Genomic DNA, 15,019 nt, shown 5'->3' with positions numbered 1-15,019 from the left:
TTACTTTTCCAGCGCTTCTCGCTGCGCTGCAAAAATAGTTTCCAATCCCCCTTTCGCGAGGGAGAGCAATGAAAGCAGTTCATCATGGCTGAATGGTTCACCTTCTGCCGTGCCCTGAACTTCAATCATCCGGCCATCATCCATCATGACGACGTTCATATCAGTTTCAGCCGCAGAGTCTTCTACATACTCTAAATCACAGCGACCTTCACCCTCAACAATACCAACAGAAACTGCTGCTACCATTGACTTCAACGGACTTTCTTTCAGCTTGCCATCAGCAACCAGTTTATTCAGTGCATCTACCAGAGCTACACATGCGCCGGAAATCGCGGCAGTTCGAGTACCTCCGTCCGCCTGAATAACATCACAATCCAACGTGATGGTGTGCTCGCCCAGCTTTTTCAAATCTACTGCCGCACGCAATGAACGGGCAATCAGCCGCTGAATTTCCATTGTGCGACCAGTCTGCTTGCCTCTTGCTGCTTCACGGGCATTACGGGTATTTGTCGCCCGCGGCAACATGCCATATTCTGCTGTGATCCAGCCCTGTCCCTGACCTTTCAGGAAACGGGGGATTCCTTCTTCAACGGAGGCATTACATAACACCTTGGTATCCCCAAACTCAACCAGAACTGAGCCTTCCGCATGTTTAGTGTAATTACGGGTAATTTTAATAGGACGAACCTGCTCTACTGCTCTTCCTGCCGGACGCATTCCTATCTGGCTCATAGTGTTCTCTCCGCTGTTAATACTTTATTGGGGGCGCATTATACGGCCTAACGTGGCGAATGCCTATCCTGCATCTGCATGGGGCGTTATAATCCTTCATTATTTTATAAATTGGGAATGAGTTATGATCCGTAGCATGACCGCTTTTGCGCGACGAGATATCAAGGGAGACTGGGGAAATGCGGCTTGGGAACTGCGTTCGGTCAATCAACGTTATCTGGAAACTTACATTCGTCTGCCGGAGCAATTCAGAGGTTTGGAACCCGTCATCCGTGAGCGTATTCGTTCCCGCCTGACTCGCGGCAAGGTGGAGTGTAACTTGCGCTTTGAACTGGATACCCGCACTCAGGGCACACTGATTCTTAATGAAAATCTGGCAAAACAGCTCGTTGAAGCTGCTGGCTGGATTAAACAGCAGAGCAACGAAGGTGAAATCAATCCTGTGGATATCCTGCGCTGGCCGGGCGTCATGTCTGCCGAAGAACAGGATCTGGATGCCATCAGCGTGAAACTGCTCGCAGAACTCGATCTGACACTGGATGCCTTTATCCAAAGCCGTGAAACTGAAGGGCAAGCACTTAAGGCGCTGATTGAGAAACGATTAGATGCAGTCACAGTAGAAGTGGTTAAAGTCCGTGAACAAATGCCAGCCATCCTACAATGGCAAAGAGAACGGTTACAAACCAAGTTGGAAGAAGCACAAATCCAGTTAGAAAACAACCGTCTTGAGCAGGAACTTATCTTGCTGGCTCAGCGTATTGACGTAGCGGAAGAGTTGGATCGTTTAGATGCACATATCAAAGAAACACGTAATATTCTGAAAAAGAAAGAAGCTGTCGGTCGTCGTCTGGATTTCATGATGCAGGAATTTAACCGCGAGTCGAATACTCTGGCATCAAAATCAATTAACTCTGATGTGACAAATTCTGCAATCGAACTAAAAGTGCTGATTGAACAGATGCGTGAGCAGATACAAAATATTGAATAACGTTTCATAGCGAATCACAACATTTCATAAAGCCAGATATACATTGTTATAGCTGGCTTTTTTACTATCAGAGCATTGCAGAGGTAATCACAGTAGCGCATGATTAGGGTGTACCCAAAGCACATTTAGAAAACCATTTCAGTACACCCCCTACTTTTTCAGTCCCTTTAAGATGGTATAGGTAAAGAAAAATTGTTTTTAATTTCACCAAGTAACAGATGGTTAAGAATTATTCGTTTGTTGTTGGGTGGAGTTGGGATTATTGGTTATAGAAAGTACACTTTTTGTGGAGATGATTATGCCGATAAACCCACCAGATCTATTTAGAGAGTATCCACCAGTGAAAAGCAGACTGAGAGTGGTTATTCCTAATAATGACATCGGTATATACCTCAATTATCTGATTAATTGCGGTTATTTAAAACAAAATAATCTTACAGCCCCCACAACACTAATCATTGAAGCTAACAACATGGAAGAATTATGTTATCGCCCCACTGTTACTTTCGCGAATGTACGAAATATACTGAGCGACCTTGGATTCACTCCAATATCTTCAATGAATAATAAAATAATGTTTATATTGAATGGATATCCAAGGGTCAGAACATTAGAAGATTATAAACGACAAGTGTTAGGTCGTTGGGCTGAATATTAGACATTGAAGCAAACTGAAAAAGCCGTCACAACGGGGCTCATGAAGGCTGGAGACTTGAAGACGTTTTACCTGAACTTAGCTCACCGCAAAGATCATATCAAATATCAAAACTGGTAGAACAGAAACTGTTAAGGCCAATATCAGACAACGCCAGAAGTTATACGATTGATATTTCTCATTCACATCTGATAAGAGGCGTAATTCAATCATTGAGAAGTGAAGGATTCGTTCCTAGCTTATAGCTGCCAATACCCATCAATCCAGTGGTACATCTCTATTTCACATATATCCAAGGGTGTACCACCGAGTAAATTTTAATCCGTGATTTTAACGCAGCACCGTTTCTTCCTGTGGAAGGGCTGATTTGGGTAACCCGAAAATTTTGTCAAATGCCCAGTTAAAAAAGAACGTATAGATAGGGATGAAGATAATCAGTGCAAAGTCCAGCAATAATGCCTGAAGCAGACTGATTGAAAGCCACCATGCAATGAGCGGAATTAAGAAGATAACCAAAGTTAGCTGAAATAAAACAGCATGTACCATTCGACGCCGGAATGTCCTGATGCGGGACTTCTGACGCGACTCCCAATATTCAAATAAAGTATTAAAGATAAAATTCCAGCTAACCGCAATGGTTGTAATAACCAAAGCCAATGGGCCTGTAACACCCGCCGAATTTCCGGATAAGAAAGCGAGTGCCAGCGATGAAATCATCCAACCGATCACTTCATAAGCAGTAATGAAAACCACTTTACGTTTAATTCCCTGCATATTTTATTCACAACCTGTTTTTGTGCTGTTATTTTGAAACTGGCAAATTAAATCAATAAACATGATAATAAAAGTTAACTCCTATCAGATTTATTGAAAGATGAGATATGCCATTCAACAGTGACAACTTAACCGTGTTCCTGACGGTATTAGATAAAGGATCATTTTCAGCCGCAGCCAGAGCACTGCATCGGGTTCCTTCTGCGATCAGCATGGCAATCGCTAATCTTGAAGCGGAGTTGGGATTTGTATTGTTTGATCGAAAGAGCCGGGAACCAGTACCGACTGAGAAAGCAAAAACATTGGCTCCTTACGCAAGGGAAATCGTCGATAATTTACGGCAGCTTAATGTTTTTTCATATGAATTGACTCAGGGCGTTGAGAGTACGCTAACTATTGGGGTCGCAACGGGGGTTAATCCGCAACAACTTTTCCGTGCCTTACACACAATTAATCAGCGTTATCCATTAATGAATGTTGAAGTTATTACCGCCCCTCAGGACGATATACTGCCATTATTGCATCAGGATCATATTCAATTGGCATTAGTTTTTGGCGGATTACATGTTAATCCACAAGAGCAAATTTATTGCATTGGTCATGAGTCGTTTATTGCAACAATCTCGTCATCCCATCCTTCTCTACCTCATCGGACTTCCCTTTATATCGAGGATTTAGTGCAAACCCGGCAGATTATTATTGCCAGTCACCAGCGAGAACCCAGTGATCTGCGTACACAGGTAGCCACTAAGTATTGGCGCACAAATAGTTTTACAACGGCACTCGGTCTGGTTGAAGCGGGTATGGGATGGGGTAATCTTCCTTATTCACTTATTAGAGAAAAATTAATTGACGGATCACTGAAACAACTGGAATTCCGTAATACAAAAAATGGATTAGTATTACCTATACATGTTGTTAGCCTAAAAGGGAATCCTCTTAAGCGTGGGGCGCAGGAATGCGTTGAATTATTACAGCAGGATTAACATCAATGGCAAAACTGACAGATATACACTTCGTCTTTCAAGCTTGCTCTTTGTTAGCTACACTCGCTCACCCCGGTCACACAGTTATCTATGCTCACGGGGATTCACTCCCTTGCCGCCGCGATGCAACTTGAAATCCATTGTGTACAAACCAATAAGTGCTGATGCTGTCACAATTAAATAAAAATAGTTAGAAAAAATGAATTATCGCCTATAAAGTACCCAACGTAATTTCACACTATTTGTACCTTCACACTATTTGTACCACAGATTAACAGGATAACTCGATGAGAATGGTTAAAGAATACACAACAGATAGATAAGCCGCAGCAACCCTCGTTTTTTCGGTTGTTGCGGCGTCCTCAAGAACCTATCAATTCTATGAGCACGTCGCCAGATCCTTCACTTTAGGAGACGGACTCGTGCACTCAAAAGATTTTTTCTGGCAATACTCTCTTACTGCCACAATATTATTTTTATCTCCGTTCAATTTACTGGCATCGATGGCTATGGATATGTATCTGCCTGTAATGCCTTTCATCACTGATGCGCTTGGTGCCGGAGCAGGCACAATCCAACTGACTCTGACGGTATACATGATCCTGCTAGGAATCGGGCAACTTCTATTTGGCCCGCTGTCAGATCGGTTTGGCCGCCGTCCTGTTTTACTCGGTGGTGGAATTATTTACACGGTGGCTTCATTTGGTCTTGCCATCACGTCATCATCAGAAGTTTTTTTAGGTCTCAGAATCATTCAGGCCTGCGGAGCTTCAGCCTGTATCGTAGCGATGTTTGCAGCTGTACGTGATATCTATTCTGGCCGCCAAGAAATCAACTTCATCTATGGCTTGCTCGGTTCTATGCTTGCCATGGTTCCGGCTATAGCGCCTTTGCTCGGAACACTGATTGATGTCTGGCTGGGTTGGCGGGCGATTTTTGTTTTATTAGGAATTTCAATGGCTGTGACGGTTATTGTGTTCTGGATATTTTGTCCGGAATCCCGGCAAAAAAGGATGGCAGATTTTCAATGGTCGCAACTGCTTCTTCCTGTAAAAAGTCTGAATTTCTGGCTGTACACATTCTGCTACAGTGCAGGTCTCGGAAGCTTCTTCGTCTTCTTTTCAACAGCTCCGTGGGTCATGATGAACCGACAAGGATTATCACAAATTACTTTCAGCTTACTGTTTGCAACTGTGGCTATCGCAATGATGGTAGCAGCACGAAGTGTAGGTAATTTGATCGCCCAATGGGGGCTTCTGAAGACGTTACGGATAGGTATGTTGTGCCTGATAGCTGGAGCATTTCTGCTGTCTGCCGGAGAAATTTTCATGCCTGACTCAGTATCCGGTTTCATTATCCCAATGTGGCTTGTCGGTATTGGGATCGCAATGGCAGTAGCAATAGCACCTAATGGTGCACTACAGGGTTTTGATCATATGGCCGGAACGGTAACAGCATTCTACTCCTGTTTGGGAGGGTTGTTATTGGGAATTGGCGGAACATTCACGATTACAATTTTATCCAATACCACAACTTGGCCGATTATCGTTTATTGTCTGGTTTTGGCAATCGTCGTACTTTGCCTTTCCTGTTTTATTAATAATCGACAATCTTAAGCAAAGTTATTAGGCTTCTTGGCCTGAACATATCACGGCACGAATGATTTCTTTCTGAAAGTTCGTGCCATATTTTCTGCTAAACTAACGAATAAATAAAATATGCCCTCTACTCCATTTGCAACAGCATTTGCTGCTGAAGATCATTTAACACTTATAGGAACAGATATTGATGCTAATGACCATAAACATACTTTCCTGCAATTACTGATTTCCTTAGATGATGCACCATTAACGATTACTGTTTCCGGCCAAACTCTACAAGCCAAGTCTATTTTAATTAATAGCAATGTCACTCATAAGGTTACGTTGAAGAATAGGTTTTATTGGCTTACTTTGATTAATCACACATCTCCTGTAGGATTGTGTTTAAAACATCAGTTAATGAATGAAAAAATCAATTATGTAGTATTGGACTACAAAAAATTAATACCCTCCTATAAAGCAATATCATCTCAATATACTTCATGGCAGGGAAAAAGAAGTATTTGCTAATAGCATACGCCATGAAATAAACCAGAACATTAAAAACATTCGTGATAACTAAGGTATCCTAAAATTAATAGTTCCCCGCCAAATGGCGGGGAAAAAATCATGATTAAAACCTGTAACCTACCCCAATATTAAATCCGTTAATAGAGCGAGTAGCTCTCTCTAATTTGAATGAAGAACCTTCATAACCCAAGTTGATCACGAAGTCATCAATGGGGTTAATTTCAACGCCAGCACCATATGCAAATGCGTTTTTCTTTCTATATGTATTGCCTTTACCGTCTTTCTGCTCGTAATCAACTTTAGCATCAGTATAAGCCAAGCCAATCAGACCATATAGGCTGACCTGAGGATGTACTCGATAAGCTGGCCCAACAAGGAATGAAGTATATTTCACATCTCCTTTATGCTTTGTCAGACTATTTGCTTTTGCGGCCTTATCAGATAAATTACCATCTCCCTTCATATAAGTAACAGACCCAATAACACCGACAGGATATTCATCCCATTCGTATCGATATTTAAGGTTCACCCCTTTAATATCTTTGAAATCTTCTACCTTACTTTGCGCATAACCAATGGAAGCGTTTTGTGAATCAGCATAAGCAAAGGAACCCACCACTAATCCTGATGTAAGCAAAGACAACAAAAAAACGTTTTTCATATCCATGCCCTTTTGTGAAAAATAAAGTGTAAAAAATTTATTTAGTCAGCCATAAAATATGACTGACTAAAAAGAACTCTTTATATTTTTTGACAGCATCGCCAAAAAAGCAAAAAAAAAGTGATTTTATCTGTTTATTTTGGCTAAGATCACAAAAAATAAAAATTTCACATCAGGCAGTAGATAAATTACAGTTATTCATCAATGATGCATACCGAACTACATGGAATCACCAACTATCTGAAGCACCATTATTATCACTCTTTCCACCACCACCGGAAAAAACTTTTTTATTATCAGTAAGTTCTATATTTTCAGAGAATATATCGGAACCAACAGTAGGTGTGCCGGAGCCTGAACCACCAAAGAGACGTTTAAATAAACCACCTACCAATGAAGCTCCTAAAAAAATCACCACTAACACCAGAATAACCGGCGAAAAGAAAATCAGCAGATAATATACGAACGGCAGAGAAGGAAAAACACCTACCAGACTGAGAACAAAAGTACAGACAGCAACGGTTGAAGCGCATTTGAGAAAACGTTTAAACCAGCCACCGGTACGGAAAACAGCCAATGGCAGAACGATCATACCAAGCAGCCAGAAGATTAACGGAGCAGAATAATCTTCAATAGAGGATATGTTATCTGAAATATCACCGCTATCATCAGTAAAGGCCGGTGTAGACTTCGATGCTTCCTGTGGTGCGTTTTTTACTAAGAACCCAATAGAATCAATGCTGGTACGAAGCCCTTCGTAATAATCATCTTCTTTGAAGGCAGGTTTTGCATCCTTACTCAGGATAGTTGCCAGCTTTGAATCCGGCAGCTGCTTTTTAAGGCCAGTGCCTACCGCAATCCGCATCTTATGGTCATCGTATGCCACCAGAAACAGAATGCCATCGTTGTGCTGTTGACTACCTAACTTCCATTCAGCAAATACGCGGGAAGCAAAGGTTTCAACGCTATCGCTTCCTATCGTTGGTATAATCAAAACAGCCATTTGCACTTTATGTTCCGAACGCAGTTTTTCCAACTGACGAGTCAGGCGCTGATGTTCATTCTTGGTCAGGATATTAGGTATATCCGTGACACTTTGGCTAAGAGCCGGAACTTCAACGAACTTCGTTCCCTGCCGAACTTCTTTTGCTGACACATTACCTATGCTTAAGAACAGCATAACGAACATCAAAATATGTTTTATTACTGAGTGATTGTATCTTTGAGGCGAGCTTTTACCGGTACTAAAACCATCCACTGGTAAGCTGGAAATCATGAACATCAAATATCCTTAGGTTTATTTTCTAAAATATCGCGGCGATATATTATATTTATCTTTCCTTTGACGTCTAATACCGTAATTATCTAAACAATTTACCGAATAATACAGAACTTAATATGGCGCTAATTTGAAATATGTTCCTCTCTTCTTGCATACATTGGCTTTCTAAAGAAAACCAATGTAACAAGCATTCAATTATCTGCTTCTATCGATTATCTGCTGTAATCTTTGCTGATTTCCATGCCGTAAATAACGCCAGCAGGGGCGCAACAGCGAAAAGTAAAAAGAGCCAATGCGAGGCTGCTGCGGCTCCCTCGATGCCACCCGGCTGATAAAATCCAAATATATTGGTAACCATTCCGGCCAGTGCTGAGCCGAATGCGGTGGCAAATAACTGAACCGTTGTTATGGATGAACCCGCGAGGTTCTTATCCGCGTCACAGGAAACCTGCAAAATTCGGGTCAGCAGATGAGGCCAACCAAAACCTATACCAAAACCAAATAGCCCCAAACCTAAAATTATCGGTAATACTATTTGCCATTCACCTGCTGATCGATAAGGCAAGATAACGAGCAGCAGCAACATACCAATAAACATGAAAACAGGGCCGCTGATAATCGCAAAGCGCATTTTCGCTCCTTGCCAACTGGCGCTCATCACTTCCCCGACCGTCCAGCCAATTGCTGCCATCGCAACCATATAACCCGAAGCCAAAGGTGACTGTTCATGCAGGATTTGTAAAAAATAGGGAACAAAAACATCCCCCGATAACCCAATCACCAACAGCATCATCGTTACGAATAACGTCAAATGAGGAGAGCCAAGACTCAGCGTATTTTGGGGCAGTAACTTCACGGAAGTTCGACGTTCATAGAGAACGAGTAAGGATACCAGCACTATTGCCGTCACAACGCCGATAATATTAATACTCACATCTTGTGACAAACTCCCGGAGGAAACGGCAAGTACAGCAACAGATAACAGAATCAGCTGTACAATGGGTAAAGCCATTTTGGTTGTACTCTGTGCCTGTTTTGGCGGCAAGATCCGATAGCTAAATAAGGCATACAACAAAATAACAGGTAACATCATGCCAAATGCATAACGCCATGCGTTCATTTCGGCAAAAATCCCGCCAATCGCCGGCCCGATTAAGGTTGCCACTCCCCAAGTACCGGAAATCAGCGCCATCGCTTTAGGCCAGAGGGCTTGTTCAAAAACCAGATTAATCATCGAATAGGAAAGGGCAAATAAAAACCCGCCCCCCAACCCCTGAACGGTTCTTCCAATCAGCATGACTTCCATTGTCGGAGCAAAAGTACAGATTAAACTGCCGATAAAAAAAACCAGTGCTGCGACCAGATAAGCATTTCTCGCACCTGATGTATTCAGTAATCTCGCTGAGAGTATCGAGCCGATAATGGATGCCACAACAAACAGCGTTGTATTCCATGCATAGAGATTTAACCCTCCGATATCCTTTACAGCAGAAGGCAGAATAGTAATCGCAATTAAGGTATTGGCAGCCATTAGCCCGACGCCAATTGAAAGAACTATTGCACTGGGTGCATTTTTACTGGAAAACAGATCTCTCCAGCGATTTTCCTCAGTTATTATCATGCTTATTATCCTGAACTCAGGTTGAGTTGTGAAATATCTTACGTTAAATTAAACAAGGTAAATCTTGGAATAAATTACTGTCAGGTTCAACGATATGTCAAGTATTGACTTGGAAAATAGTATCATTACCGTACAGTCCGTAAGTGAACGGTTACTGATGCTGTTAAAAACACAGGGTGCTATGCAAGCCTCAGATGCCGGTAAAATCTTAGGCACAACCGGGGAAGCAGCCCGTCAACAGTTTGTGAAACTGGCTAAAGAAGGGCTGGTCGAAGGGCGCTCTGAAACAAGAGGAGTCGGCCGTCCTATCCAGCTTTGGCATTTAACTGACAAAGGAAACGCCAAATTTCCTGATACACACTCAGAGCTAACTGTACAGATGATTAATATTATCCGCGAGCAATTGGGGGAATCTGCTCTGGATTTAGTGATCAATTCCCGCGAACGGGAGATTTCTGAAAATTATAAAACAATTCTGGAAGGGGCTGCCGGGCTACAGGAAAAGATTGAGCGTCTGGTTAAAATACGCTGTCAGGAAGGTTATATGGCGCAATATTTTATTCAGGAAGATGGCTCTATTTTATTTGTCGAAAACCATTGTCCTATCTGTGCTGCCGCCAGTATATGCCAGAATTTTTGTCGTACCGAACTCAAAATGTTCCGGGAAATTCTTCAGGCACAGGTTGAACGAACTGAATATATTCTGAATGACGATCGACGCTGTGCTTACCGTATTACGCCTCTGAAATAACTAAATCAGATCAAACCTATACCCTATGGATTTCAAGATGCGTCGCGGCGGCAAGGGAATGAATCCCCGGGAGCATAGGTGACTATGTGACCGGGGTGAATGAGCGCAGCCAACAAAGAGGCAGTTTGAAAGACGACGGGTATATACCTGCCTGCTTCCTGTTGCGGCGTTATTGTCTACTGACACTGTTTTATAAACAGACAGTTATCCAGAGTAAACACCAATAAGCGGGTGTAGGTTTGATCTGCTCTTTTATCTGCAAGAAAATCGTCGGGTTATTTTAGTCAGAACAACGATTACTCCTGACCGGCCACGGATAACTGCTGGTAAATATAATGCTTATAGCTTTCCACCAGCGCTTTATCCTGACAGTCGTTCAGCTCTCCCCCACACAAATGACGCATCGTCATATTTGCCTGATAGAAATCGGGAACGTTCAACCGCGCTCTTTCCAGAATCATACCGCCAAGAAAAGAGATATCTGTCAGTTTACCGGTAGTGATCGGCGCACCCTGTTTCAGGTTATCTCTCATCGTAAATTGAGTCAGATGTGCCGGATCAGAAAGCGTAGTAGAGTAATCGTTAAAATGGATATTTGGCTGATGATCACCGAATGAAAGGAAGATTGTCGGCTTGTCGCGTTTAGCCACAAACTCACTGAAATCCCTGATCGATGGGTCTGATGCCACGATCTTTTCCATATAATGACTGAACTTGCCTACAGCCGATGAATTCTCAAGTTTACCCGCCAGCCCGTAATCATCACTATGACCCTCTTCATAAGGCCCGTGTTCATACATGGTCAGGGAATAAATAAAGAGTGGTTTATCCGTCTCCTCAGCCAGAATAGTTTTCACATAAGACAACATATCCTGTGTTCTGATTTTCCACAAATTCTCATCCATACTGGCCGGATACCCCAGCTCCTGTGGCTGAATAATACGGTCAACACCCAGTGTCCGGTATGCATGCCCGGCATGATAAGCCGATTTATTGAATGGAGTCAGTACAACAGTGTAATAGCCATTCTCTTTCATCGTACGAAACAGGCTGTTTTGCAGATGATCAACCACAAAGTAAAACACCCCATTTTTACGCGATCCGAAATCATCCGTATCCAATCCTGTCAGAACAGAGAATTCAGATAACCATGTTCCACCACCAAAAGTTTGCACCCGCAGCAGGCTTTGCGCACTGACATCCGCATCATGCCGGAACATAAAGAGATCAGGTAACCGGATATCTGCCGGTAATTGATAAAGATGTGGATTGACTGTCGATTCCTGCAATAACACAACCACATCGGGTTTTAGCTCTGACTGTGGTTCAGGCAGAGAGATATTTTTTGCCTGCTGTAAAAAGTAATCGGCTGACCCGCCAAATTTGGGAGGCTGATATTGTGCATCCCAGGCTGACATCACCATATTAGTCATGGTTCCGCGCCCTTTCGGCAACTCGGCCTGCCATTCTTGATGGTAAGCACTGACCGTCATATTGATATCCCAGATACCGACAGCAACCAGTACCATGCTTAATGCACGCCATTTGATACCCTGCACCGGGTTTGCATTTTTCCAGCTCAGGAACATATTAAATATCAACCAGACCAGCATGGCTACAACCGCCAGCCCTGCCAGCCAATAATGATGCAATGTTTCCTGATTTGAGGGATCAAGCATGACATTCAAATCAGAAAACATAAGTTGGTCTTTGTAGTAATGAACTTTTATCTGATTGAGGAATTTGGTGATAATAAAGAGGGTTCCGGTAAACACCACGGAAAATAGCCAGCGTGCTGAAAGCAGAAATGTCAGGCCAAAAAAGGCACTGAATACTCCAACAGAAATCAGCGCAGGATAGATATCACTGCTTTTTTCAAACACTAACAGCAAGGATGCGATCAACAATACCCCAAAATAGCATCCTGAAATTATTTTTTTATTCATACTCTTTTTATTCCATGTATGAGTGTATAAGACCGATTTTCGGTTTGACATCAGCGGATAAAAATAGCACAAATCTCTCCGCATACCGCACACAAAGGAAAGCCACTTATTCTTTGGTTAATTTATTGCTCAGATTATAAGACTGCGCTTTGATGACAATTCACTCTGATGATTGAATCTTTAATTCTGGGATCAATAAGTTAATAATGATCAACTACCAGCTTATAAATTAGCTGAATAAATCCACGATCAATACGACAATAACGGGTATTATCAGAATGAAATTCCGCTTATTCTGAGTTCACAAACTAGATTATTAATGTTCACAAAAACGGAAGGGTGGATTTAACAGTAATCATGTTCCCTCTTTCAGTTTGTCTATCGATAGTTAAAGAGATTGATGATGAAAATAACACCTGAAAAATTATTCTCAGCAATAGAAGAATACGCCAATAAACCGGAGAAGAAACGAAAGCTAACCCCACAGCAGACAAGCTTGTTCTCTGATCCGGAGAACGTCTTTATGATGATCACTCTGGTACTGTCTATTCCTGAGGATACGATGGATGATATTGGAGAAAGTGTTAAAGACTGGCTCGAAGTAGCCATTTCAGAACTCGCTCTAATCGCTGTCCATTCTCCGAAAGAAGACAAGGAACTGTTTGAACAGGCTATTGGATTTGTTTTAGATTACGCCAAGGAAAATTTCGAGTTTAATCATAAAAATGCTCTGTTATGTATCTCTGTTCTGAAGCGATACCAGTTTCATATCAGAACTGACGTTACACAGCTGATACAACGCCCTGAATCTGAATATGATGATACTAATATCGCCTCTTTCCCTGAGAAGCCTCAGAAACTCAAGCAACTGATTAATCAGTTTAATATACAATCCAGCCTTGAATTTATTGAGCTTTTCGAGAGCGGTTTTTCTGTCGCTCCGCCTGAAATACTGCCTTATATCCTGACGGAAGTGACTCAATATCCCTGGGGTATTGATGCATTACTTCTGCTGACTCAATATTTTGAAGAGCCTATCGCGCTTGCCTGTGCTGAAGTATTGGATGCATGCCCCTCTTCGGCCTGGAAAAATTTATCCTATTTACAGCTTGTAAACCTGTGCGCCCGTTTCAACCGGCATCCTTCCGTCAAATCCTATATGAAACGATGGAAAAAACGCGCTATGGCACATCATAAAGCACGGGAAACAGCAGAAATATATGAGGTCTACGCTTCTGAGGTGGATGGTAATGACTGTGCCAGTATGCTGATGAAAATTAATCTGAATCATCAGGAGTATCAGGCCAGTATGATGATCGATTTTAAATCTGGCATCAGAGAGAGCATGCTGGATATGGCTACTGACCAGACTCTTCCTGGGTTGATAGACCAACTGAGCAGCGACATTATCTTCGCTCCGGTTTCCCCTGACTGGCTGAAACAGATATTGCCATGGATTTTTTCCGTTCAGCAAAATAAGAATACACCTATCGAACTCTATTCACTTTATTGGTTATCTCAGCTTCCTATTGACTGGACACAGCCAGAAGAGTTTGATCTTGAACAATGGAGCCGGAAACTGGGCTATGAAGCAGATCCGAAACGGCAGGAACAAACCCGTCTCGGTTACGCCAACCTCGGCCACAATATTCAATCATCACTCATGATGAGCTGGCTGCCGCCTGAAGAGTGTATCGTAAAGGCTAAAAAGCCCAGAGATTTATTGAAATCTTACTATTATGCGAACAAGGACGTATTTGCAGTACGTCTGACCTACTCTGCCGCCATCGAAAAATACAAATTGTCAGCAGAAAAACGTCTGACGAATGAATATCTGGATATGGCTCATACTCTTTACGATCCAACAATCAATCGCAAAAGATTTGGTTTATTCGACAAACTGTCTGATATGAGTTTTGAGCTATTTACCTCCGGTCTGGGTAGTCTTTCAGAGCCGCCTCTGCCGCAGGGATTGGTTGTTAAAATCAACTTAGTAGAGGCAAGCCCTGCGGTCTGGCGACGGGTTCATATCAGCAATCAGATGACGCTGAATGAAGTGCATGATGTGATACAGGCAGCCATGGGTTGGGAAAGCGCTCACATGTTCTCTTTTGAATTTGGCGGAGTACCCATCCCGGAAGAAAACTATGATCAGGTATGCATTGGTGTATTTCTGCGTGATACCGGAGATGAGATTGAATACCAATATGACTTTGGTGACAGCTGGTTCCATCAGATAACAGTGGAAAAGGTGCTTGAAAAAGACATCGCTCAACCTAAAGTCACCGCCGGAAACGGCATCTGCCCGGTTGAAGATTCCGGTGGTGTTTGGCAGTGGAATCAAATACTCAAGTTGAGAAAAAGGAAACTGCTTACAGAAGAAGAAGCAGAATACTTAGACATGATGGAGTTAGCTCCGCATCAACCACTTGAACCTTTTGATAAACAAGAAGCTAACCATAGGCTTGAAGCCTTGTTCGGTTATCTGGGTTAAGTCTGTATGCCTGAGAGG

12 protein-coding genes and 1 pseudogene are annotated in these 15,019 nt (G+C 42.4%); 7 read left to right on the top strand and 6 right to left on the bottom strand.

Annotated elements, in window-relative coordinates; all coding sequences use genetic code 11:
• Complete coding sequence (gene rph / locus Xinn_RS01020; protein ID WP_086956547.1) at nucleotides 1-717, bottom strand: ribonuclease PH; 717 nt, start codon at nucleotides 715-717, stop codon at nucleotides 1-3.
• Between the two features lie 139 nt (nucleotides 718-856).
• On the opposite strand from rph, the gene Xinn_RS01015 reads away from it, so the two are divergent.
• On the top strand, nucleotides 857-1,720 hold the full coding sequence (locus tag Xinn_RS01015; RefSeq protein ID WP_086954880.1) for a YicC/YloC family endoribonuclease: 864 nt from the start codon (nucleotides 857-859) through the stop codon (nucleotides 1,718-1,720).
• A 298-nt stretch (nucleotides 1,721-2,018) separates the two neighbouring features.
• Nucleotides 2,019-2,378 (top strand): hypothetical protein, encoded by a 360-nt coding sequence (locus Xinn_RS01010; protein ID WP_086954879.1) that lies wholly within the window; start codon nucleotides 2,019-2,021, stop codon nucleotides 2,376-2,378.
• A 327-nt stretch (nucleotides 2,379-2,705) separates the two neighbouring features.
• On the opposite strand, the gene Xinn_RS01005 is transcribed toward Xinn_RS01010, so the two are convergent.
• Entirely contained in the window at nucleotides 2,706-3,149 is a 444-nt protein-coding gene (locus Xinn_RS01005) for a PACE efflux transporter (protein ID WP_086954878.1), read from the bottom strand.
• 107 nt (nucleotides 3,150-3,256) lie between these two features.
• Here Xinn_RS01005 and Xinn_RS01000 point away from each other — a divergent pair, with 107 nt between their 5' ends.
• From Xinn_RS01000 to Xinn_RS00990, 3 genes and pseudogenes are all read left to right on the top strand, one after another.
• The gene (locus tag Xinn_RS01000; RefSeq protein WP_086954877.1) at nucleotides 3,257-4,135 is read left to right on the top strand and encodes a LysR family transcriptional regulator; all 879 of its coding nucleotides are present in this window, start codon (nucleotides 3,257-3,259) and stop codon (nucleotides 4,133-4,135) included.
• A 422-nt stretch (nucleotides 4,136-4,557) separates the two neighbouring features.
• Nucleotides 4,558-5,742 (top strand): annotated as a pseudogene (gene cml / locus Xinn_RS00995) (CmlA/FloR family chloramphenicol efflux MFS transporter); the annotation flags it as partial.
• A gap of 111 nt (nucleotides 5,743-5,853) precedes the next feature.
• Nucleotides 5,854-6,246: a hypothetical protein gene (locus tag Xinn_RS00990; protein ID WP_086954875.1), complete on the top strand. Its 393-nt coding sequence runs from the start codon at nucleotides 5,854-5,856 to the stop codon at nucleotides 6,244-6,246.
• Between the two features lie 103 nt (nucleotides 6,247-6,349).
• Here Xinn_RS00990 and Xinn_RS00985 read toward each other — a convergent pair whose 3' ends face one another.
• The 3 genes from Xinn_RS00985 to Xinn_RS00975 all read right to left on the bottom strand — a co-directional run bounded on the left by Xinn_RS00985 (nucleotide 6,350) and on the right by Xinn_RS00975 (nucleotide 9,810).
• Nucleotides 6,350-6,907 (bottom strand): Ail/Lom family outer membrane beta-barrel protein, encoded by a 558-nt coding sequence (locus Xinn_RS00985; protein WP_143706531.1) that lies wholly within the window; start codon nucleotides 6,905-6,907, stop codon nucleotides 6,350-6,352.
• 229 nt (nucleotides 6,908-7,136) lie between these two features.
• Nucleotides 7,137-8,063 carry a TPM domain-containing protein gene (locus tag Xinn_RS00980; protein ID WP_186435654.1) on the bottom strand — a complete coding sequence of 309 codons (927 nt, stop codon included), beginning with the start codon at nucleotides 8,061-8,063 and terminating at the stop codon, nucleotides 7,137-7,139.
• Nucleotides 8,064-8,394: 331 nt separating this feature from the next.
• A complete protein-coding gene (locus Xinn_RS00975) occupies nucleotides 8,395-9,810 on the bottom strand; it encodes an MFS transporter (RefSeq protein WP_086954872.1) in 1,416 nt (471 codons plus the stop codon).
• A 94-nt stretch (nucleotides 9,811-9,904) separates the two neighbouring features.
• On the opposite strand from Xinn_RS00975, the gene Xinn_RS00970 reads away from it, so the two are divergent.
• Nucleotides 9,905-10,561, top strand: coding sequence for a helix-turn-helix transcriptional regulator (locus Xinn_RS00970; protein WP_086954871.1), 657 nt, complete (start codon nucleotides 9,905-9,907; stop codon nucleotides 10,559-10,561).
• Nucleotides 10,562-10,857: 296 nt separating this feature from the next.
• Here Xinn_RS00970 and Xinn_RS00965 read toward each other — a convergent pair whose 3' ends face one another.
• On the bottom strand, nucleotides 10,858-12,507 hold the full coding sequence (locus Xinn_RS00965; protein ID WP_086954870.1) for an LTA synthase family protein: 1,650 nt from the start codon (nucleotides 12,505-12,507) through the stop codon (nucleotides 10,858-10,860).
• 400 nt (nucleotides 12,508-12,907) lie between these two features.
• On the opposite strand from Xinn_RS00965, the gene Xinn_RS00960 reads away from it, so the two are divergent.
• Nucleotides 12,908-15,001: a plasmid pRiA4b ORF-3 family protein gene (locus Xinn_RS00960; protein ID WP_244590109.1), complete on the top strand. Its 2,094-nt coding sequence runs from the start codon at nucleotides 12,908-12,910 to the stop codon at nucleotides 14,999-15,001.
• Nucleotides 15,002-15,019: the final 18 nt, after the last annotated feature.

It is taken from the genome of Xenorhabdus innexi (assembly GCF_002632485.1).
Lineage (GTDB): Bacteria > Pseudomonadota > Gammaproteobacteria > Enterobacterales > Enterobacteriaceae > Xenorhabdus > Xenorhabdus innexi.
This window is presented reverse-complemented; position numbering and strand designations above follow the sequence as displayed.

Excerpts from the sequence above, each read along its gene's own strand:
- Xinn_RS00960 (WP_244590109.1), top strand. The coding sequence starts at position 12,908 with ATGATGAAAATAACACCTGAAAAATTATTCTCAGCAATAGAAGAATAC.
- Xinn_RS00990 (WP_086954875.1), top strand. The coding sequence starts at position 5,854 with ATGCCCTCTACTCCATTTGCAACAGCATTTGCTGCTGAAGATCATTTA.
- Xinn_RS00975 (WP_086954872.1), bottom strand. The coding sequence starts at position 9,810 with ATGATAATAACTGAGGAAAATCGCTGGAGAGATCTGTTTTCCAGTAAA.
- Xinn_RS01005 (WP_086954878.1), bottom strand. The coding sequence starts at position 3,149 with ATGCAGGGAATTAAACGTAAAGTGGTTTTCATTACTGCTTATGAAGTG.
- Xinn_RS00965 (WP_086954870.1), bottom strand. The coding sequence starts at position 12,507 with ATGAATAAAAAAATAATTTCAGGATGCTATTTTGGGGTATTGTTGATC.
- Xinn_RS01015 (WP_086954880.1), top strand. The coding sequence starts at position 857 with ATGATCCGTAGCATGACCGCTTTTGCGCGACGAGATATCAAGGGAGAC.
- rph (WP_086956547.1), bottom strand. The coding sequence starts at position 717 with ATGCGTCCGGCAGGAAGAGCAGTAGAGCAGGTTCGTCCTATTAAAATT.
- Xinn_RS00970 (WP_086954871.1), top strand. The coding sequence starts at position 9,905 with ATGTCAAGTATTGACTTGGAAAATAGTATCATTACCGTACAGTCCGTA.
- Xinn_RS00985 (WP_143706531.1), bottom strand. The coding sequence starts at position 6,907 with ATGAAAAACGTTTTTTTGTTGTCTTTGCTTACATCAGGATTAGTGGTG.
- Xinn_RS01010 (WP_086954879.1), top strand. The coding sequence starts at position 2,019 with ATGCCGATAAACCCACCAGATCTATTTAGAGAGTATCCACCAGTGAAA.
- Xinn_RS01000 (WP_086954877.1), top strand. The coding sequence starts at position 3,257 with ATGCCATTCAACAGTGACAACTTAACCGTGTTCCTGACGGTATTAGAT.